This window comes from Cohnella caldifontis (assembly GCF_029360585.1).
Classification (GTDB): Bacteria; Bacillota; Bacilli; order Paenibacillales; family Paenibacillaceae; genus Cohnella; species Cohnella caldifontis.
Window position 1 is genome coordinate 125,661 of the sequence record NZ_JAQZSJ010000002.1, and the last position, 20,036, is coordinate 145,696.

Here is a 20,036-nt window from a genome sequence, read left to right on the forward strand (position 1 = left end):
CCGCGGAAAATGTGGTACAAAGAGATTAATAACGCGCCGAAGCGCAAGGAGATGCCACATGACCGAACGGATTTCCGACGAATGGACCTTGAACGCCCCGCCCGGTTTTTCCTTCGACCACACGTTTGCCTATTTGGCCCGATCAACGAACGAATGTCTCTTCCTCACGGATTCGGATTCCGTGACCCGCTGCATTCCCGCGGCGGGGGCAAAGCCGATCGTCAACATCCGCGCGTCTGAGAACGGGGGGCTGCGGATCAACGTCCGCGGCGTCGCCCCCTCCCGGCTGGATGATGCTCGGAAGGAAATCGCCGCCTATGTCGGCGATTGGCTCGATCTGCGAACGGATCTGTCTCCCTTCTTGGAACTGGCTTCCCGCGACCCGCTGCTGCAAACCGCCGTTCGGCGGTTCGCCGGCCTGCGGCTCGTCGGGGTGCCCGACCTGTTCGAAGCCGTCGCGTGGGCCATCCTCGGACAGCAAATCAACCTTCCGTTCGCTTACACGCTGAAAAGGCGGCTGGTGGAAGCGTACGGCGATGCGGTTTCGGACGGGACGGGCGCGGTGTACCGGCTTTTCCCTTCCGCCGAAACGATCGCGGATTTGCGCGCCGACGATCTCGCCTCGCTCAAAATGACAATGCGCAAAGCGGAAACGCTCCTCGACGCCGCCCGCATGATCGCCCGCGGGGATTGGACGAAGGAGCGGCTGGCCGCTTGCCGCGACGCCGCGGAGGCCGAACGCGAGCTCGCTTCGGTACGCGGAATCGGACCCTGGACGGCCCACTACGTATCGATGCGCTGCCTGCGGTTCCGGGACGCCTTTCCGATCGGCGACGTCGGCTTGCATCTGGCCATCCAACGCTTGTTGGACATGGAACGCAAGCCGACGATCCCCGAAATCCGGCGCCTCGCCTCTTCCTGGTACGGATGGGAAGCTTACGCGGTGTTTTATCTCTGGAGAACCTTGTATTGAGTCGCCGACGGCCTCACATCGAGGTGGGATTCCCTTTATCGCGGCTTTGCATCCGGGCGGCCCGGAAACGGGTCGCGGCGAAAATCGCCAGCAGCACGACGCAGAACGCGACGTACGACCCGACCAGCATCCGAATGTCCATGTCCGGAAACAAAATCGACGAGCTGATGATTCCGAACAGCCAGATGTGCGAAAGGTTGCCGACGATCGAAGACCAGATGTACGTCGAAGTCCGGATCGGCGAGATCGCGGACATGAACGAGATCAGGTTGTTGGGCATGACCGGAAGCGTCCGCAGGAAAATGATCGCCCAAAAACCGTAGCGGTCGAAAGACGCCTGCCATTTTTCGTAGCGCTCCAGCTTGTGGCCCCATTTGCGCCTGAACCATTCGGCGAACAGGAATTTGCAGACGTAAAAAACGACGACGGCCGCCAAGGTCCCGGACAACCAGCTGGCCAATAAACCGCCGCCGATCCCCAAGGACGAAATATGCACGAATATCAGGGTGGAGAACGGAAAAAATCCGAAGAAACCTTGCAGGATCGCCAAAGGTATCGTCACGGCCAGCAAAGTCGCGCCGGTCAGTCCCGTCAGCTCGATCGCGTTCTCGATCCACTCGTTAAATCCGCTCCCCATGACCGTCAAGTCCCCCCTTTCCACCCGGTATCCCTTTCATCATATTACACAATCATGAAAAGAATCTGAAATCATATCCCGAGCGCGAGCAGCTTCGGGTGCCGAAGCACGCCCTCCTCCGTCACTTCGGTGCCCGTCACGCGTGCCGGGATCGGCTCCGCCAGCCAACGGACCCGCGTTCCCCGGAACTCCGGCGGCATCCGCTTCCACGGAAAAGGGCAGAGCATCGGGTCCTCCGCGCCCAGTGGGCGGAGTTTTTCTTTCCGCATGCCGTTCAGCCCGGAGGATACCCGGCCGAAATAAACGCCGTTCTCCCGCATCACGAGGCTGGCGACGCGGCCTTCCCGCCAGACGACGCCGACGATCTCCACGTCGAACTCGGGCATCGACTTGCGCTTGAACCAATCCCGGTGCTCTTTCCCCTCCCGGTAGGGAGAAGAAAGTTTTTTGCAAACGACGCCTTCCCACCCGTTCGACACGACCCATTCCCAAATCCGGGAGACGTCCGCGAACAAGTCCGTCGTGAACAGCGGCGAAGTCCAATCGGCCGCGGCTTCGCGCAGCCGGCGGTTCCGTTCCTCGAAGGGTCGGGCGCGCATGTCTTCCCCGTCGGCTTGCAGCAGGTCGAAAACGACGTACGAAGCCGGCAGCCTTGCCGCCAAAGTCTCGGCGCCTGCCTTGCCTTGCGCCAGCCCCCGCTGCTGCATCTTCTGGAAGCTGGGACGGCCCGTCGCCGGATCCATGACCACGACCTCGCCGTCGAGCAGCATCGAGCCCGGCAAGCGGGCGCACGCCTCCGCGATTTCCGGCAGTTTGCCTTCCATCGGATGCATGTTTTTGGAGTAGAGCCGGACGCGCCCGTTCTCGATTTGGGCGATCAGCCGATAGCCGTCCCATTTGAGCTGGTAGGCCCACTCCGGCCCTTCGGGCAGGCGGTCCACCCGGATGGGAGACATCGGAACGAAGGGTCGCAGCGTCTGCAGGGGACTCGCCTCCTCTTATCGGGTGTTTGGCGAAGCCAAACGCTCCCCGCTTTCAGTCTCTTTCGTAAATGGAGCCTGACCGGCTGGCGAAAAATTCGGCGTACACCTTCTCCGCGTAAGCGTCCGTCATGCCCGACAAATAATCGGCCGCCAGACGTTCCCAGGGCCACCTGCCGCGGTTCGATTCGTAGTTTTCGAGCCAATCCGGAGGCACGATCAACCGTCCGCTCCCGTAGTCTTTAAAACTGTCCCACAGCCGGCCGATCATCACTTCGCTCCGCTTGTGCAGGCGTTGCACGCGGAAGTCGTGGATCAGCGTGACCCAGGCGAGCTTTTTCAGGATTTCCATCGTCCGCAGCAGCTCGAGATCCCGCTGGCCGTCGCGGATGAACGTCACGCGCTTCCAACCGCGCGCCGGATCGTCGAGCAGTCCGACGCGGCTGGCGAACCGGCCGACCCAGCGCGCTTTGATCTCGCGGCGGGCGCGGGACGCTTCCCGGCCGTTCTCCTCGTAAATCCGCTCCCACTCTTCCAAGTATTGGGACAGAACCCGTTTGATCATCCCGTACAGATCGACTCCCTCCCACTCCATGCCGCGGTTGGTGGAGTCGTTCTCGATCTCCGTCATCAGGCTGCGGATCACGCGGTCGTCCTCGAAGAAGGAGCGGTTCATTTGGATTTTGCCGGCCCGCATGCCGTCTTCGAGGTCGTGCGTCGAATACGCGATGTCGTCGCTGAGATCCATGAGCTGGGCTTCGAGCGTCGCGATGCCTTCCGGCATCCCCCACAGCTGCCGGAGATGGGCGATGCCCTCCCATTCGGAACGGTAAACGCCCTTCAGCCGGCCCTCGTCGTCGATGCAGTACGGATATTTGTTGACGGCCAGCAGCACGGCGGCGGTCAGATCGAGGCCGCTGTCGCTGCCCGCGCGTTTCTCCAAGAACATCAGGATCCGGAAATTTTGCGCGTTGCCTTCGAACTTCTGGCCGAATTCCCGGAGCATATGGCGGTTCAGCACTTCCTCGCCTTTATGCCCGAACGGCGGATGGCCGATGTCGTGCGCCAGCGACGCGATCTCCACCACTTCCGGATCCAGGGCGAGGCCCGGGTGCTCCCGCCGGGCCAGGAACGGCTCGTTCTTGGCCAGCCGGCGGGCGACCTCCCGCGCGATCTGGGACACTTCCAGCGAGTGCGTGAGCCGGGTGCGGTAATAGTCCCCGGAGCCGGCGCCGAACACCTGCGATTTGCCCTGGAGCCTGCGGAAGGCGGGGGATTGGATCAGTCTGGCGTAATCTTTCTCGTATTCGTCCCGGTCCTCGCTGGAATGGACGGCGGGCGCTTCGTTCAGCCGCATTTTGCGTACGTTCATGCCGATCCCTTCTTTGCTTCTAGATCTCCGTTCGGCGTCAGCGAGGCACGTCGCCTTGGGGCCCCGTCAGCAGCCATTCCCCCGCGATCCCGGGCGTGGTCATCTGCACCGGATCCAGAATGGCTTCGATTTCGTCATGCGTCAGCAGCCCCCGCTCCAGGATGAGCTCCCGGATCGGCGTGCCGGTCGCCGCGGCTTCCTTGACCAGCCGGGCGGCGACCTCATAGCCCAGATGGGGATTCAGCGCGGTCACGATGCCGAAGCTGTTGTCCACGTAGGAACGGCACTGTTCCCGGTTGGCCTCCATGCCTTCCAGGGCGTAGCGGAGAAAGACGTCCGCGGCGTTGCGCAGGATTTTCAGGGACTGCAGCAAATTGAACGCGATGACCGGCCCCATGACGTTAAGCTCGAATTGCCCCGCTTCCGAGGCCATGCAAATCGTATGATCGTTTCCCATAACCTGGAACGCCGTCTGGTTGACGACCTCGGCCATGACCGGGTTCACCTTGCCGGGCATGATCGAAGAACCCGGCTGCCGCGGCGGCAGCAAAAGCTCTCCCAGGCCGGCCCGGGGACCCGAAGCCATCATCCGGATGTCGTTGCAGATTTTCGAAAGGTTCATGGCGCATACCTTCAGCGAAGCGGACAGCTCCGTATAGGCGTCCGTATTCTGGGTCGCGTCGACCAGATCGCCGGCCCGGCGCAGCGGAATGTTCGCTTCCTCGGCCAACCGCTCCACGACGAGCCGGATATACTCCGGCTTGGCGTTCAGGCCCGTGCCGACCGCGGTCGCGCCCAAATTCACAGACAACAGGTTGTCCGCCGCCCGCGAAATCCGGACGACGTCCCGCGCCAGCACCTGGCGGTACGCCCCGAATTCCTGCCCCATCCGGATCGGCACCGCGTCCTGCAGGTGCGTTCGGCCCATTTTCAGCACGTCGTCGAACTCCCGCTCCTTGCGGGCGAACCCGCCGGCCAGCTCTTTCAACGCCTCCAGCAGGCGCTCGGTCAGCCGGTACGCCGCGATGCGGAGCGCGGTCGGGATGGCGTCGTTCGTGGACTGGGCCATGTTGACGTGATTGTTGGGGCTGCAATGGAAATAGTCCCCTTTGGCATGCCCCATGATCTCCAGCGCCCGGTTGGCGAGCACTTCGTTCATGTTCATGTTGATGGAGGTTCCCGCGCCGCCTTGGATCGAGTCCGACAGGAACTGGTCCGCGAACCGGCCTCCCGCGACTTCGTCCGCCGCCTGCATGACGGCGTCCGCGATCTGACGGGGCAGCAGCCGAAGCTCGGCGTTCGCCCAAGCCGCCGCTTTCTTCACGAGCGCGAGCGCTTCGATCAGCTCCGGGTGCACCGGCACGCCGGTGATCGGAAAATTTTCCACCGCCCTCAGCGTCTGAATACCGTAATAGGCATCGGCCGGGACCCGCTTCTCTCCCAGAAAATCTTTCTCGATCCTGACATCCGCCACGGATAACCATCTCCTTCGTTCGGTCGGCGTCGCTTTTCCCTTATTGTAGCAAATCCTTCCGGACAATTCCCCGAACGGAGATTTACCGGCGGCTCTGCACCCATACCGATTTGAAATCGATCCATCCCAGCGGGCTCATGGTGACGCCTCGGATGCCGGGTTGATAAGACGTGTTCACCTTTTTATGAAGGAGAAACAGGACAAGGGCTTCTTCCCTCAGCCGCCCTTCGATCTTCTCCAGCACTTTCCGCCTCTCGATGGCGTTCGGGGCTTCGAGCGCCTGGTCGATCACGCCCTTGGCCCATGCCAGCAGCTCCGGGGTCAAATGCTCCTTGACATAACTTCCGTCCTGCTCGTACGTCTCGATCTCGCACACGTCGTCCTCCGGGAAGACGAGCCCGTACAGAATCGCGTCCCGCGGGGTTGCCCCTCCCCCGGCCGGGCAGCCACTGGATCCAACCGTCCTCTTCCATTTTGCGAAGCACCAGCTTCACGTTCCGTGTCGTGCAATAAAGCGTATCGGCCAGTTCTTCGAGCGAAACTTCCACCGGCGAACCGACGCCGCCCGTACCTCCGAAACGCTGATACAAGTCCAAATACCTTTCCGCCGTTACCGTCTGCAAACGCCTTTTCCTCCTCCCATGAAAAAAAAGGGGAAGTCATTTACATGTATATTACACTTTTTATCCTCTTTTGACGAGGGCATAATGAAATTGGCAATGAAAGCCGCTTTTTTGCTGCCGGATCAGGGTGAATTAGTCGGGTGAAAAAAAGAGGAAATACTTTTCACGAACTCTGCACTTTTTATCCCCTTTTAATCGGAGCATAATGAAACCAAGGAAAGAAGTTCCATGTAAAGGAGAATTGAATCATGATGCAAGAATGTTACTTTGCCGAGAAAATGATGCAACAACGGCAAAACGAGGTCGAGCGGGGAATCCGCCGGGGATGGTTCGTCAAGCAAAGCGCGGGAAAAGCAAATGAATCGGCTCGGGCGCCGCAACGCAATGCCCGGCAAGGTTTTTGGCACAAATGGTTCGGAAGCAAACGGCTGCACACTTCGTAAAGTGGCAGCCGTTTTTTTTATATGCATTTTAAGCGATGAGGTTTCCTTCGTTCGTTGCCGCGTTCAATCCTCGAACCATTTCCGGTACGCGCCGTACCCTTCCTGCTCGAGCCGATCCAAGGGGATAAACCGCAGCGCCGCGGAGTTGATGCAATAACGCAAGCCCCCCGTCTCTCTCGGACCGTCGGGGAATACATGCCCCAAATGCGAGTCCGAAGCGCGGCTTCTGACCTCGGTACGGATCATCCCATGGGAGAAATCGTCCTTCTCTTCGATCATGCCGGTCTGCAAAGGTTTCGTGAAGCTCGGCCAGCCGCAGCCGGAATCGAACTTGTCCCGGGAGCTGAACAACGGCTCGCCCGTCACGACGTCCACGTACAAGCCCTCTTCATGGTTGTCCCAATATTCGTTGCGGAACGGAGGCTCCGTCGCGTTGTTCTGCGTCACTTCGTATTGCAGCGGCGTCAGCTTTTTCCGCAGCTCCGCGCGGTCCTTCTTCGCGTTCCAGTGGCGGGCGATGAAATCGGCGCGCCCCGAGCCTACGCTGTAGTACTTATAGCGAAGCGGATTTTTCTTGTAGTAATCCTGGTGGTACTCCTCCGCGGGATAGAACGCCGACGCCGGCTCGATCGCCACGGCGATCGGTTTATCGAACCGGCCGCTTTCCTCCAGCGCCTGCTTGGACGCTTCCGCTTCCACCCGCTGTTTCTCGTTGTGGTAAAAAATCGCGGGGCGGTAAGAGGAACCCCGGTCGTGGAACTGCCCGCCCGCATCGGTGGGATCGATCTGCATCCAATATACGTCGAGCAGCTTCGAGTACGGAATGACGGACGGATCGAACGTGATTTGCACCGCTTCCGCATGTCCCGTCGTCTCCGAGCACACCTCTTCGTACGTCGGATTTTCCACGTGCCCGCCCGTATAGCCGGACACGACCTTTTCAATGCCCGGCCACTCGTCGAACGGCTTCACCATGCACCAGAAACATCCGCCGGCGAACGTCGCCAGCTCGAACGGCCCTTTGCCCGTTTCCGTCATGTCTATTCACCTCGCGTCTTAGATTCTCCTTCCATTGTAAACGAAAACCGCCCCGGGATCGAATCCGCGGGAGCGGCAGAAGCAAAATTGAAGTTCCGGTCGGAAAATGAACCTGCGGCTCGCCGCTAGGCACCCGCGCCGACTTTGCGCCCCATGATGGCCAAGTCCCGTTCGATCCCGTCCAAAACCGCGACGCCCGGCAGCCACCCCCATTGCTCGAAACCGAACTTGCGGAGCAGCGCCAGGCTCGGTTCGTTATGGCCGAACACCAAGCCTACCAGGTTGTTGACCTTGATCCGGGGGCTTTCCTCGATCGCTTTGCGGATCAGAACGCTCCCTAGACCTTGCCCGCGGAACTCCTCCGCGATGTAGATGCTGATTTCGGCGGTGCCGTCGTAAGCGGACCGAGCGTGGAACGAAGAGAAACTGAACCAGGCCATGACCCGGTCCGCGCCGTCCTTCACCACCCATAAAGGGCGGTGGTCCGGCGTATGGGCCTCGAACCAGCGGAGCCGGCTCTGGATCGTAACCGGCGCAAGATCCGCGGTCACCATTCGCCCGGGAACGGTGGAATTATAAATCTCGACAATGGCCGGCAAATCCTCGATCGTCGCATCCGATATCGTAAAGTTCTCCAACATGTTCCATTCCCTCTCTTCTTCGCCATGAGAGATGGCAGGTTTCCTTCCCATATTATCACGAAACGAGAGGATACGGCTTCTAGGTTCGGATTTCCACGTAATGTTCCCCGGACGTTTCCGTCTCGCACCATGGGGACAGCAGTTCCTGCCAGGTTCGGTAGGCTTCCGATTTCCGGAAACCGGCGATCGGATCGCTGATGCTGTTCCACCGGACGAGAAGCAAGTATTGGTCGGCCCGCTCCACGCATTTGTGCAGTTCGTGTCCGATATAACCCGGGGCTTCGGCGAGGAGCCGGGACGCCCCGCGAAACCCGCTTTCGAAGTCGCTGCTCGACTCCGGCTTCACCTTCAGGATCGCCGCTTCCAGTATCACCCGATCTCCCCTCTTTCCTCCAGATGGCTCGTGCAATTGTACCGTTCGCAGACCCAACCCGAACCGTCGTGCCGCAGCCTCGTAACGGAAGCGTTCCGAAGCGGCTCCGCGATATCCAGCTCCGGGAGGATGCCCCTTAGGGCATTCCGGAGAATCATGCCGTGGCTGATCAGCAGGATCTTCATCCCGGGATATCGGCCGGCGACTTCCCGCAGCAACCCGCTTCCCCTCTGCGCGGCTTCGTCGTCCGACTCGATGCCGATCCGGTCCGCTAACCTTCTCCAATCCGGACCCCACCGGGCGATCCGTTCTTCCTCCGTCGTGCCGGCTGCGAGCCCCCGGTCCATTTCCCGCAATCTTCGATCGTAACGGATTTCGGACAACTCCAGCTTTTCCAGCAGCGCCGCCGCCGTCTGCCTGGCGCGTTGCAAGTCGCTGGAAATCAGCACGTCCCAATGCTCCGAGCTGAGGCGTTCCGCGAGTTTGCGGGCTTGGCTCCAGCCTTCGTCGTCGAGCGGGTTCTCCGAATGCCCCTGCATCCGTCCTTCTTTGTTCCAAAACGTGCTGCCGTGGCGGATCAACGCGACCTCGGTCATGGGCGCTCCATCTCGTCGTTCAACAGTACCATATGCACGTGGTCCTCCCATTTGCCGTTGATTTTCAAATAGCGCAACGCCAGGCCTTCCTCCCGGAAGCCCAGCTTCCGGACGACGCGTCGGGACGCTTCGTTCCTCGGCATGACGTTGGCCTCGATCCGGTGGAGCCCAAGCTCGCGGAACGCGTATTCGGCGGCGTATTTGACCGCTTCGGTCATATAGCCCTTGCCGGTCTCCCGCTCATCCATCCGATAGCCGAGGTGGCAGGAGAGAAATGCTCCGCGCACGATATTGCTAAGGCTGACGGATCCGATGAACCGTCCGGGCGACACCCGTTTGGAAATCCATAGCTTCAGCAACGACCCTTGCTCCATGCATTCGCTGTCGAACGCGATCAGCCTCCGCTGGGCTTCCAACGTATAATATTCCGGCTCGCGGAGAGGTTCCCACGGCTGCAGGAACTCCCGATTGCGCAGCACGAAATCCAGCGCTTCAGGGGCTTGGGAAATCCCGATCGTGGCCAGCCGCAGCCGCGGCGTCTCGATGACGGCGCGCATCAGAAATCGATCATGGCGCCGCGCTCGTCGAACACCGCGGTCGGATTCCAGGCGACTTCCCAAGCGTTGTCTTCCGGGTCGAGGAAATACGCCGTCCGTCCGCCCCAGAACGCGTCGCTCGCCTCCCGCGTGATGCGGCCGCCCGCCGCCCGGACCTCCTCCATCACGGCGTCGACCGACTCCGGGCGGTCGACGTTGACGGCGAAAGTGACGCCTTTGAACCCTTTCGCTGCCGGAGCCGTATCCAAACCCGAATCTTTCAGCAACTCTTCATAGGGGAACAGCGACAGCAGCACGCCGGCGGTTCGGAATACCGCGTAGCTGTCGGAGCTGACCGCCGTCTCCTCCCAGCCCAGCTTGCGGTAAAAGGAACGCAGGGCCGGCAAATCGAGCGCACCGATGGTCAGAAGGCTTACGCGCGCGGGAACCATGAATGGATTTCCTCCTTAGGCTTGATTTCCTTATTATACCGGGCCGCAAAATCGGACGTAACCCCAAAATCGATCTTTGCCCGCTAACCTACGGCGCGATCATCGTGGAACGGGAGTAATCCCCTAAACGCAACAAAGCACGGTACCGCCTCCCTCAAGGCGATCCGCGCTTTTTGCGTGGACAACAGCTATGTTGCACCCTTACGAAAGCCGCTTCTCCATTTCCAAACCCGCGATTTTATGGCCGTTCGGATGGTCGAATATTTTATAGCCGCCGTTCGGAACGAATCCCTGCTTCAAATAGAACAATAATGCCCTCGTATTCGGATTGTGGCAATACAATTTGAGGGTCCGGACGCCGAGCTTTTCCGCGGCCTGATCCATCATCGAGCGGAGCAGGAACGCCGCCGCGCCTTTTCCCCGGAACGGCGGGGAGACGATGACGTTGCCCAGCCAGCACGCGGCTTCCGTTTCGTTCCAGTCGTACAGGTTGGCGTAAGCCGCGATTTCCTTCGTTTCCCGCTCGCAGACGACGGTCGGCAAATGCCGCTCGAGCGCTTTGCTCCACACCTGCTCCGGCGTAAGCGGGTACGATGCGCGGGGAATGAAGTAGAACAGCTCTTCCGCGTTAAGCGGAAACGAGCAGACCGCATCCAGGTCCTCCGTCGTCAACGCCCGATACGTAAACAACATGCGTTCATCCCCTCTCCGGTTGAGTGCCGGCAAACGCTCCTTACATCGTGAAGACCAAGTATACGGCTGCCGCCCACATGACGACCGCGGACAGCCTGTTCAGCACGGCGACGAACCGGCCGGACGGATCCCGGCTGCCGAGCAGATGGCCTGCCGCGGCAAGCAGGAAAAACCAGAACCAAGAGACAAGGACGCAGGCCGACGTGAAGGCTATCTTTGCCGTACCCGTATACCGAAGCGAGCTAGTTCCGATCAGCCCGATCGTATCCAAGATGGCATGCGGATTCAGGATGGAGATCATCAGCGTGTAGCCGATCAGCCGGGATACGGTCGACTCGGCGCGCTCCCCTTCCCGGTTCGTCTCGGGTTTCGTTCTCCAAGTCTTATACCCCATGTACAGCAGGAACAGGACGCCAAGGACGACCAGCACGGTTTTCATCCATTCGAAATTCAGGACGACGACGGAAACGCCGGACACGGCGAGCAAAATGAGCAGCGTATCGCAGACGCCCGCGGTGACGACGATCGGCAGGGCGCGGCCGAATCGGCGTACGGCTCCCTGGGAAAAAACGAAAAAGTTTTGCACGCCCAGCGGCATGATCAGACCGATGGCGAGGATAAAGCCGTGCGCGAAAGCAGCGAACATGGTGCACCTCTGGTTGGTTCGAAATCTTCCAACCATTATAGCACGCTTTGGTATGGACAACAGGCCGATTTTCGGAAACTTTTTGTCGGAATTTGCTAAGCAGGGAATTCGTGCCATGGGAGCGAATAAATTTCTATGACACCCCGCAACGCCAAATACCGTTACGTTCGAGGAGCGATCGATCCGAATGGGGAAAAAACTGCTGAATTCGCCGTCCGCTTACGCCATGGGCATGTTCGCGATGATGATTCCGAGTCAGGCCTTCTCCAGCTTCTACACGTATTATTACGTCGAGAAAATCGGCCTCGGCCTCGGACTGATCGCCGTCGCGCGCTTGATTTACTCGATCTGGGACGCGGTGAACAATCCGATGATGGGCTATTTTTCGGACCGCACCCGGACCCGCTACGGTCGGCGCAAACCTTGGATCGTCGCCGCGGCATTGCCGTTCGTGCTTTCTTTCGTTATGATCTTCTCCCCGCCCGGCGGCCTGAACGACATGGGGCTGTTCTGGTGGCTGGTCGCCGGCCTCGTGCTGTTCGAAGGCATCGCGACGATTCTATGGGTGAATTATAACGCGCTGTTCCCGGAAATTTTCCGGGGCGACACGCTGCGGGCCAAAGCCTCGGCCGTCCAACAAGGTTATCAGATCGCGGCCATCCTCATCGCGACCACGCTGACGCCGTTCATCTACAAAGCGCTCGGATTCGGCAACATGGCCATCTTGTACGGGGTCGTGTTCGCCGCCTGCATGCTCTGGTGCATGTCCAAGGTGCAGGAAGACGAGAACGCGCGCAAGGACGAACCTCTGCCCTTCCTGAAGGCATTCCGCGAGACGCTCAAAAACAAGGAGTTTTGGCTGTTCAACATCGCGAATTCGTTCGCGCAGACCGTCAACGGCATGCTGAGCGCATCCATTCCTTTCTACGCGAAGTACGTGCTGAAAATCCCGGAAGCCCAGGTGTCCATCCTCATGGCTTCGGTATTCGTCTCCGTCATTCCTCTGGTCGGGGTTTGGTTTTTGATCGTGAGGAAAATGGGCGGCGTCCGTGGGTGGCGGCTGTCCCTGCTCGTGTACGCGTTGTCGGTCATTCCCCTGCTGCTCGGCCGTGACCTCATCAGCGGCATCATCGCGGGCGTGCTGGTCGGTTTCGGCTTGGCCGGATTCCTCGTCAGCCCGGCGGTTCTGAGCGGGCAGATCATCGACCGGGACGCCGAGAAAACCGGCCGTCGCCGCGAGGGAATCTACACGGCGGTCGCCGGGTTCATCACCCGCTCCAGCGGACTGATTTCGGCGGTCGCGTTCTGGGTGGTCGGGAAGATGTTCGGCTACGTCAGCGGCGACGAACCCGGACCGAACCCGGAGACCACCTTCCTGGTGCTGATCTCCATCGTTCCGCTCATCTTGCTGGCAATTTCATGCCTCATTTCCCTGTTGGTGAAAGGTTACGGCGACAACGGGCGCAAAAGCGGGTTTCCCGCGCCGGGCACGACCGCATAAGACGTAACGTAAGGCATAAGGAGGATCCCGGTGAAATATTTGATCCTGAACTGCGACGATTTCGGGCAAAGTCCCGCCATGAACCAAGCCATCAAACATTTGCTCGAAGAACGGAAAGTATCCTCCGCCACGATCATGACGCCCGCCCCCGCTTTCCGGGAAGCCGCGGAATGGTGCCGCAGCCATCCGGACGCTCCCGTCGGCTTGCATTTGACGTTCACGAGCGAGTTCGACGCCCTCCGCTGGCCCAGCCTGACCGGACACCCTTCTCTCCACGGCGAGAACGGAGCGATGCACGCGACGGTCAAGGCCTTCGAACTCCATGCGGATCCCCGAGCGGTCAAAGCGGAGATGGACGCGCAATTCGAGGCGGCCCGGCAGGCCGGACTTCGCGTGACCCACGCGGACAACCACATGGGCAGCTTGTACGGACTCGAGACCGGAAGGAGCTATCTCCCCGCCGTCTTATGGCAATGCTCGCGCAGGGGACTGCCCTTCCGTCTGTTCCGGTACGTGGACCCGAACGACCGTTTTCTCGCCGCCATTCCGAACGTCGAAGCCACGCTGGCGAAAATCGTGGCGTTGACGGATACGCTTGGCGTACGCGTCCCCGATTATTTGCTCAGCCATCCTTTCCACGTCGAAGAAGGCGAGACTTACGATTCGTTCAAGCGGATGCTGATCGAGAAACTGTACAAGCTTCCGGAAGGCGTCGTCGAGACGTACATCCATCCCGGCGCGGAAGACGAATGGATGGAGAAGCACGTTCCGCATTGGCGCAAGCGGATTTGGGAGTACCGGCTGATGCTGGACGAAGACTTCGCCTACGCGATGCGCGACGCCGGGGTCACGCTGACCGATTACCGCCACGTCCGCCGAATGCGCCGAAAACCGCGGCTGCCGGCCGCGGTTCGTCTGTTGCGTTCTATGGTTAAGTAATTCCGGGTTTACGGATCGTGAGGCAGCAGAGCCTTCAAAGCGGAAGGGATTTCCGTCGGCAGCGCATCCCGTTCGAAATATCGCAGCTCGACGGTTTCCTTCCCTTCTGCCCGCAGCTCTCCCCCCGTGACATCGCGGCAAGCGTAGACGATCGTAACGCCGTAAAAAGCATCCCCGTTCGGCAGCACCGCATACTGTCCGGCTCCGGATAATACGCCGAGCAATTGCATGGCCCCCAAGCGGAGGCCGGTCTCTTCCTCGGCTTCCCTCCGCCCGGTGTCCTCAGCGGACTCGCCCAGCTCCATCAATCCACCGGGAACCGCCCAAAGACCGTTCGGTTTCCGGTGAAGGAGCACCCGTCCGCCCACGTCCAGGATGAACACCTTCACCCCGCAGAGAATCAAAGGGCGATGCCCGACGACGGCCCTCAACTCTTCGACGTAGCCCACATCCGCTCCCCTTTTCGATTTTTACTCGAAGATCAAGTAGATACCGCCCAATGCCGCCAGAGATAGGATCACGGTCTGAAAATGCTTCTGCGGGATGAGCGGCAGCAGCTTAAATCCCGCCGCGAACCCCGCCAGGACGGCGGGGATGATCCACGCGTTGAACAGCAGCGTATGCCCGGTGATCAGACCCAGCGAGGAAGTAAACGGCACCTTGAACACGTTGACGATAAAAAAGAAAAAAGCGTTGGTGCCCACGAAGGCGGTTTTGTTCATGCCCTTGGACAACAGGTAGATCGACATGATGCTGCCTGCCGCGTTGCCGATCATCGTCGTGAAGCCGGCCAGCACGCCGAGGCTTCCGTTGAATGCCGTCGATTTGGCGAAGGAGAAATTCAGAGCCTGCTCCAGGCGGGGTTTGAACAAATGGATCAAGATAAGCACCAGTACCAACGAGCCGATCAGCACGGACAACGTCCGGTTGCCGATAGGGCCGAGTACGAGGAACCCCGCGCCAATGCCGGCGGCGACCCAGGGAAACAGGAAGAGCAGATGCTTCCAAGCGACGGCTTTGCGGTAATAGATAATGGCGATGACGTCCCCGGCGATTAGCAGCGGCGTCATGATGCCGACGGATTCGCGCGCGGGAAACACGGCGGCCAGCATGGCCGCGGCCAAAATGCCCAAAGTGGTGAAGCCCGACTTCGTAACGCCGACTAATAGGCCGCAGAGAATCGTGACGACCCATTGCAATGCGGTAATCTCCATGGAGTCTCCTTAACGGGAAATGGCATCGAAGGATGGCGGCCGTCCCATACGGGATGCCGACGACGATATCATTATAAGGCAGAGACCCGGAACCCGCATCAAAAACATTCGTCGAACAGATGCAGCAGCACGGCGAGTCCCGAGGCTCCGGCGACGAGCGTCGCGTCCTTCCATCCCCACCGGAGCCGGGTGCTTCGAGCGGGGCGGACGTTCTTGCGGACCCCGCGGCTTTCCAGCGCCAGCGCCACGTCGTCGGCGAGCCGGAACAGCGCCAGCAGCAGCGGGACCGCGGTACCCCGCAGCCTGCGTACCGCAGCGATCGGCGATCGGCTCGTCTCCTTGCCCCGGGCGAGGAAAATGCGGCGGAATCGCTCCCATTCTCCCAGCAGCACCGGAACGAATCGAACGGTCAGCGTGACGGCCAATACGATTCGCTGCCCGATCGCCTGCGCTTTGGCCTGGCGGGGGATCAGCGTTTCGAGCGCCCGCCGGAGCGATAAAGGGGTCATGACGAGCGGCAAGCCCAGCCCGATGAGCAGCACCGCCATCGTTCGGGCGAAAGGCAGCAGCGTGCCGGCGAACGCCGCGGCATCCCAGCGCACCGGATAGGCCGCGTTCCAAGTCAAATCGGACGCGGCAAGAGCCGCCAGGATCAAGCCGAAGCTTGCGTAGCCGACGATGAGGCTTTTCCACCGCCGCAGCGGAATGCGGAACGCGGCCAGCAGCAGCAGCGATACCGCCGTGCCGGCTAGGATGGCTTCCCAGGAGGATAAGGTGAACCAGCCGAAAGACAGCAGCGCGTATCCGAGCCAGACGGCTCGCGGATCAAAGCCGGACAATCGAGAGAGCGGGCGCTGGCGTCGGCGTTGTTCCGCCAAGAGCGCCGCCCGGGCCCGGATTTCGTCCCTCGCCGCTGCAGGTGGACGAGAGTCCTTTCGGCCGGCGTTAGAACTTGCGGTTCCGGGTCCCTCCGGTTGTTCGCCGCTCCGTCTGCCGTCCCATTCCGCCGCTATGCGGACCGGATCCCACAGCACTTCGGGCGCAAGTCCCGCGAAGCGGCGGATCCGGCTCGCGACCTTGAGCCACGTTGGCGTGTCCATGCCGGCTGCCTCGAGCCGATCAGGCCGTTCCAGCAATTCCTGCGGACGCAGGCTCTCCATCCTGCCGTCCGGGCGGATCAGCAGCACCCGGTCGGCTAACGGCAGCGCCCAATCCGTGTCGTGGGAAACGAGCAGGATGCCGCGTCCATCCCGCTTCAGTCTCTTCAAGTGCTCTCCAAGCTGCTGATGGCCTTCGCGGTCGAGCCCCGCCGTCGGCTCGTCCAGCAGCAGCCACGGGGCCGGCGTCGAGAACAGCGCCGCGAGCGCTGCCCGGCGCCGCTCTCCCCCGCTCATGAGGAACGGATCCCGCTGCAGCCAGGTTCGGTCCCAGCCGACGGCCGCCAAAGCCGCGTCCACCGCTACCGAGTCCGGGGATCCCGATTCGCCGTTCCTCCTATAGGGTTTGAAAGAGAATTCGATTTCCCGGCCCAACGTCCGCTCGAGTAACGCGTGTTCCGGCGACTGAGCGGCAAGCCCGTAGGACGGCAATACTTCCCCTTGCAATCGGGAGCCGGGAAACAACCGCCGCTTTTTCCATAACGGATTCGTTCCGTACTCGACGTTCAACCCTTCGGGATCGCGCAAGCCGGCCGTTTTTTCGAGGAAGACCGTCTTCCCGGCCCCGTTCGGACCGACAATCAACGTCATCGTGCCCGGCTCCAGCCGTACGACAGCGGAATCCTCATCCGCAGCGGTGTCCCGTATCGGCATTCCGGCGGCATCCTCCGGCTCGCGTTTGCCCCGCCCGGTTCCCAAGCGAAGCCCTTTCAGGCGTCGGGCGGCGCCTTCCGATCCCGCCCCCGGCACGGAGCTTGCGCCTGGCCGATGTTCCGCTGCGAAGAACGATTGCCACTCTTCTTCGGACAGCGGAAGCGGATCGCTCCAGCGCCCCGTCCGTTTCATCGCTTGCGCCAGCGCGGCCAAATAAGGCAGCCGCAGTCCGCAGGCTTCGCAAGGAGAGTCTCCTTCCCCATCGCCGTAGAAAAACGTCCGCCCATCCCCGTCGTACCGGATGCGGCCTTCCGCGATCGCTGCGACGCGCGCGTCCGGTTCGATTTCCTCCAGCCGCTGCGTCACCCAGACGATGGCCGCTCCTTGGCGGTTCCGCTCTTTCGCCAACCGCATCAGCTTTCGGCGATTGGCGTCATCCAGCATCGACGTCGCTTCGTCGAAGACGACCAGCGGCGCGGGGACCGCCAACGCCGCGGCAACCGCGGCGAGCTGCCGCTGCCCGCCGGACAGCTCCTCCCAGCGCCGATCGGCCCATTCGGACAACCCCGCGTCCCGCAGGATGCCGCCGGAGATGTCCGAAATCCGCTCCGCCGTATCCGCGACTCGCCATTCCAGCGCGAATCCGATATCCTCGCGCGGCGTTTCCCCGAACAGCTGCGCTTCCGGACGCTGCAGCACGACGGGCGAAGCGGCGTCGCCGGCGAACCCCCGGCTCATCTGCCCATAAGCCGCTTCCACGTGCAGACCCGCGATCAACCGGGCGAGCGTCGATTTGCCGCTGCCGTTGACCCCGACCAAGTTCAGCCATTCCCCGGGCCGCAGCGTAAGGTCGATCCCGTCCAAGATCGGCCGGACTCCCGCTTCCGCGGATTCCGGAGAAACGAATACTTCCACGCCGGATAGGCGAAGCGCTTCTTCCGTCCCGTCCCTGGCTGTCGTCATCGTTTGAAAATCCCTCTTCCCAATCTTTGCTTCCCATGCTACAATGCCAATTGTTAACCACGACTATGAAATTAGGTTAACATTTGAGAGGAGAATTGACAATGTCCGATTCGCAGTCTACCGCCAAAGAACCGATCCGTACAAGCGGGTCCGCGGAGGAAACGCGCGGCTGGATCCGGGGAACCGTATACGTGGCGCTGTTCGCCGCGCTGTTCGTCGGGGCGAGCTACGTCAAATCCGGGCCGGGCGCGGCCGTGCCCTTCTCGCTGCAATCGTTCGCGATCATGCTGGCCGGCGGCTTGCTCGGCGCGGCGTACGGATTTTGGAGCATCTTTCTCGTCGTCGCATTGACCGCCGTAGGATTGCCCCTCATGAACGGTCCGGGCGGCACGGCCCAGTTGTTCGGCCCTACGGGCGGGTTCATTTGGATGTTTCCTTTTTCGGCGCTGTTGATCGGTTGGGCGACAGACCGGCTGTTCGCCGGACGCGGCAAACCGCGCGCCAAATCGACCGCGCTGCTCTTGATCGCCATGCTCGTTTTCGGCGTGCTGCTCTTATACATAACCGGCGTGCCTTGGCTCGCGCACGTGTCCGACAAATTGGATTTTATAGGCGCGGTTAAAATCGGCATGGTTCCTTTCCTGCTTGGCGATGCGATCAAAGCGGTCGCGGCCGCCCTGATCGTCGCGGCGCTTCGGCCGCTCGTTCCCGCCGTCCGCCCGGCACGGAAAAACTGAAGACGCGATCGGGCCGGAGATTTTATGCATCTCGTCGCTGCCTTTGTTTGATATGGATACCGAAACTTCATCGAAACTCAAAGAGGCGCCGAAACCGGCGCCTCTTTGTTGACTTTATGAATAACGGGGCTCCTCCAAAAGTAATCGGAATCATCTACGGAGCTTCCCGTCACTTTTGGGGGGAATCTTACAAAGCTTTGCGGTAAATGTCCGCGACGTCTTCGGCGTTCAGCTGGATGAAACGTCCGATCGGGCCGAAAGCGGTCGCTTTCTCCGCCATTACCCGGAGTTTGGAATCGTCGATGCCGTAATCCGCAAGCCGGGTCGGCGCGCCGATCGATTTCCAGAACGCCCGCAGCGCCCCAATGCCTTCCTTCGCAAGTTCCGCCGGCGTTTTCCCGTCCGGTTTCACCCCGAATACGTTCACGGCCATCTGCGCGAACTTCTCCGGATATTGCGCCGAGGCTTTGTCCATCCAATGCGGGAACAGAATCGCGAGCCCGCCGCCGTGCGGGATGTCGTATACCGCCGACACCGCGTGTTCCATATCATGGTCGGCCCAGTCCCCGGTAACGCCCATGGACAACGTCCCGTTCAGCGCCATCGTGCCGCAATACAGAATCGTGCCCCGCAGTTCGACGTTCCCCAAGTCTTCTACCAGTCTGGGCGCCGCATCGACGATCGCACGAAGAATCGCTTCGCAGAAACCGTCCTGTACCGGCGCGTTCGCGTCATGATGGAAATATTGCTCGAACACGTGGGACATCATGTCGGCGATGCCGTAGACGGTCTGGTCTCGCGGAACCGATGCCGTATAAGCGGGGTCCAGGATCGAGAAACGGGGGAACGTGAAAGGGCTGCCCCAGCCAAGCTTCTCCTGGGTTTCCTCGTTCGTGATGACGGAGCCGCCGTTCATTTCCGAACCGGTCGCCGCCAGCGTCAGCACGGTGCCGAGCGGCAGCGCGCCTTTCGGGGACGCCTTGCGGCTGACGACCTCCCAGAAATCCCCTTCGAATACGGCCGCGGCAGCGATCGCCTTGGCGCAGTCGATGACGCTGCCGCCGCCGACGGCCAGCACCCACTGCAACCGGTGCTCCCGAATCAGCTGCACTCCGTTGCGGACGGTTGAGATCCGCGGATTCGGATCGACGCCGGACAGCTCGACGGCTTCCGCGCCGGCCTCGCGCAACGCGTTCATAACGGCCTCATAGACGCCGTTGCGCTTAATGCTGCCGCCGCCGTATACGAGCAGCACGCGGCCGCCCAGTTTTTTCGCTTCCTCGGTCAAATGCCGGATTTGCCCCTCGCCGAAATACAGCCGGGTCGGGTTCTGGAATACGAAAGGTTTCATGTCGTGCCGACTCTCCTTTGCTTCAGACGGATGACTTCCTACG

Annotated in this window: 22 protein-coding genes and 1 pseudogene; 5 read left to right on the forward strand and 18 right to left on the reverse strand. The window is 61.0% G+C overall.

Annotated features, from left to right (window positions below; all coding sequences use genetic code 11):
* Positions 1–58 precede the first annotated feature (58 nt).
* Entirely contained in the window at positions 59–973 is a 915-nt protein-coding gene (locus tag PTZ19_RS03535) for a DNA-3-methyladenine glycosylase 2 (protein WP_276352397.1), read from the forward strand.
* A 13-nt stretch (positions 974–986) separates the two neighbouring features.
* Here the strand turns inward: PTZ19_RS03535 and PTZ19_RS03540 are convergent, their stop codons facing one another.
* From PTZ19_RS03540 to PTZ19_RS25370, 6 genes and pseudogenes are all read right to left on the reverse strand, one after another.
* Positions 987–1,610 carry a TVP38/TMEM64 family protein gene (locus tag PTZ19_RS03540; RefSeq protein ID WP_276352398.1) on the reverse strand — a complete coding sequence of 208 codons (624 nt, stop codon included), beginning with the start codon at positions 1,608–1,610 and terminating at the stop codon, positions 987–989.
* Between the two features lie 71 nt (positions 1,611–1,681).
* Positions 1,682–2,566, reverse strand: a complete 885-nt coding sequence (locus PTZ19_RS03545; protein ID WP_276352399.1) for an ATP-dependent DNA ligase — start codon at positions 2,564–2,566, stop codon at positions 1,682–1,684.
* A 79-nt stretch (positions 2,567–2,645) separates the two neighbouring features.
* Positions 2,646–3,962 (reverse strand): deoxyguanosinetriphosphate triphosphohydrolase family protein, encoded by a 1,317-nt coding sequence (locus PTZ19_RS03550; RefSeq protein ID WP_276352400.1) that lies wholly within the window; start codon positions 3,960–3,962, stop codon positions 2,646–2,648.
* A 37-nt stretch (positions 3,963–3,999) separates the two neighbouring features.
* The gene (gene aspA, locus PTZ19_RS03555) at positions 4,000–5,436 is read right to left on the reverse strand and encodes an aspartate ammonia-lyase (RefSeq protein WP_276352401.1); all 1,437 of its coding nucleotides are present in this window, start codon (positions 5,434–5,436) and stop codon (positions 4,000–4,002) included.
* 82 nt (positions 5,437–5,518) lie between these two features.
* The gene (locus PTZ19_RS03560) at positions 5,519–5,812 is read right to left on the reverse strand and encodes a periplasmic substrate-binding domain-containing protein (RefSeq protein WP_276352402.1); all 294 of its coding nucleotides are present in this window, start codon (positions 5,810–5,812) and stop codon (positions 5,519–5,521) included.
* A 58-nt stretch (positions 5,813–5,870) separates the two neighbouring features.
* A pseudogene (locus PTZ19_RS25370) lies at positions 5,871–6,059 on the reverse strand (SgrR family transcriptional regulator); the annotation flags it as partial.
* A gap of 248 nt (positions 6,060–6,307) precedes the next feature.
* Between PTZ19_RS25370 and PTZ19_RS03565 the strand changes: the two are divergent.
* Positions 6,308–6,502: a hypothetical protein gene (locus PTZ19_RS03565; protein WP_276352403.1), complete on the forward strand. Its 195-nt coding sequence runs from the start codon at positions 6,308–6,310 to the stop codon at positions 6,500–6,502.
* 63 nt (positions 6,503–6,565) lie between these two features.
* On the opposite strand, the gene msrA is transcribed toward PTZ19_RS03565, so the two are convergent.
* The 8 genes from msrA to PTZ19_RS03605 all read right to left on the reverse strand — a co-directional run bounded on the left by msrA (position 6,566) and on the right by PTZ19_RS03605 (position 11,477).
* The gene (msrA, locus tag PTZ19_RS03570; RefSeq protein ID WP_276352404.1) at positions 6,566–7,540 is read right to left on the reverse strand and encodes a peptide-methionine (S)-S-oxide reductase MsrA; all 975 of its coding nucleotides are present in this window, start codon (positions 7,538–7,540) and stop codon (positions 6,566–6,568) included.
* Between the two features lie 125 nt (positions 7,541–7,665).
* Positions 7,666–8,181 carry a GNAT family N-acetyltransferase gene (locus tag PTZ19_RS03575; RefSeq protein WP_276352405.1) on the reverse strand — a complete coding sequence of 172 codons (516 nt, stop codon included), beginning with the start codon at positions 8,179–8,181 and terminating at the stop codon, positions 7,666–7,668.
* A gap of 79 nt (positions 8,182–8,260) precedes the next feature.
* Positions 8,261–8,554, reverse strand: coding sequence for an antibiotic biosynthesis monooxygenase family protein (locus tag PTZ19_RS03580; protein ID WP_276352406.1), 294 nt, complete (start codon positions 8,552–8,554; stop codon positions 8,261–8,263).
* Positions 8,551–9,150 (reverse strand): histidine phosphatase family protein, encoded by a 600-nt coding sequence (locus tag PTZ19_RS03585; RefSeq protein WP_276352407.1) that lies wholly within the window; start codon positions 9,148–9,150, stop codon positions 8,551–8,553. The genes PTZ19_RS03580 and PTZ19_RS03585 overlap by 4 nt, the downstream gene beginning before the upstream one ends.
* Positions 9,147–9,707, reverse strand: a complete 561-nt coding sequence (locus PTZ19_RS03590) for a GNAT family N-acetyltransferase (protein WP_276352408.1) — start codon at positions 9,705–9,707, stop codon at positions 9,147–9,149. The genes PTZ19_RS03585 and PTZ19_RS03590 overlap by 4 nt, the downstream gene beginning before the upstream one ends.
* Positions 9,707–10,138, reverse strand: a complete 432-nt coding sequence (locus tag PTZ19_RS03595; RefSeq protein ID WP_276352409.1) for a VOC family protein — start codon at positions 10,136–10,138, stop codon at positions 9,707–9,709. Before PTZ19_RS03595 ends, PTZ19_RS03590 begins: the two co-directional genes overlap by 1 nt.
* 201 nt (positions 10,139–10,339) lie before the next feature.
* On the reverse strand, positions 10,340–10,831 hold the full coding sequence (locus tag PTZ19_RS03600) for a GNAT family N-acetyltransferase (protein WP_276352410.1): 492 nt from the start codon (positions 10,829–10,831) through the stop codon (positions 10,340–10,342).
* Between the two features lie 40 nt (positions 10,832–10,871).
* Positions 10,872–11,477 (reverse strand): LysE/ArgO family amino acid transporter, encoded by a 606-nt coding sequence (locus PTZ19_RS03605; protein ID WP_276352411.1) that lies wholly within the window; start codon positions 11,475–11,477, stop codon positions 10,872–10,874.
* A 187-nt stretch (positions 11,478–11,664) separates the two neighbouring features.
* Between PTZ19_RS03605 and PTZ19_RS03610 the strand changes: the two genes are divergently transcribed.
* Both PTZ19_RS03610 and PTZ19_RS03615 read left to right on the forward strand, forming a co-directional pair.
* The gene (locus PTZ19_RS03610; RefSeq protein ID WP_276352412.1) at positions 11,665–12,978 is read left to right on the forward strand and encodes an MFS transporter; all 1,314 of its coding nucleotides are present in this window, start codon (positions 11,665–11,667) and stop codon (positions 12,976–12,978) included.
* Between the two features lie 30 nt (positions 12,979–13,008).
* Positions 13,009–13,917, forward strand: coding sequence for a polysaccharide deacetylase family protein (locus PTZ19_RS03615; protein ID WP_339329289.1), 909 nt, complete (start codon positions 13,009–13,011; stop codon positions 13,915–13,917).
* Positions 13,918–13,925: 8 nt separating this feature from the next.
* Here the strand turns inward: PTZ19_RS03615 and PTZ19_RS03620 are convergent, their stop codons facing one another.
* From PTZ19_RS03620 to PTZ19_RS03630, 3 genes are all read right to left on the reverse strand, one after another.
* Positions 13,926–14,366, reverse strand: a complete 441-nt coding sequence (locus PTZ19_RS03620) for an NUDIX hydrolase (protein WP_276352413.1) — start codon at positions 14,364–14,366, stop codon at positions 13,926–13,928.
* 21 nt (positions 14,367–14,387) lie between these two features.
* Complete coding sequence (locus PTZ19_RS03625) at positions 14,388–15,131, reverse strand: sulfite exporter TauE/SafE family protein (protein ID WP_276352414.1); 744 nt, start codon at positions 15,129–15,131, stop codon at positions 14,388–14,390.
* Positions 15,132–15,229: 98 nt separating this feature from the next.
* Positions 15,230–17,905 (reverse strand): ATP-binding cassette domain-containing protein, encoded by a 2,676-nt coding sequence (locus PTZ19_RS03630; protein WP_276352415.1) that lies wholly within the window; start codon positions 17,903–17,905, stop codon positions 15,230–15,232.
* Positions 17,906–18,006: 101 nt separating this feature from the next.
* On the opposite strand from PTZ19_RS03630, the gene PTZ19_RS03635 reads away from it, so the two are divergent.
* Entirely contained in the window at positions 18,007–18,642 is a 636-nt protein-coding gene (locus PTZ19_RS03635) for a biotin transporter BioY (protein WP_276352416.1), read from the forward strand.
* A gap of 187 nt (positions 18,643–18,829) precedes the next feature.
* Here the strand turns inward: PTZ19_RS03635 and PTZ19_RS03640 are convergent, their stop codons facing one another.
* The gene (locus tag PTZ19_RS03640) at positions 18,830–19,993 is read right to left on the reverse strand and encodes an iron-containing alcohol dehydrogenase (protein ID WP_276352417.1); all 1,164 of its coding nucleotides are present in this window, start codon (positions 19,991–19,993) and stop codon (positions 18,830–18,832) included.
* Positions 19,994–20,036 lie beyond the last annotated feature (43 nt).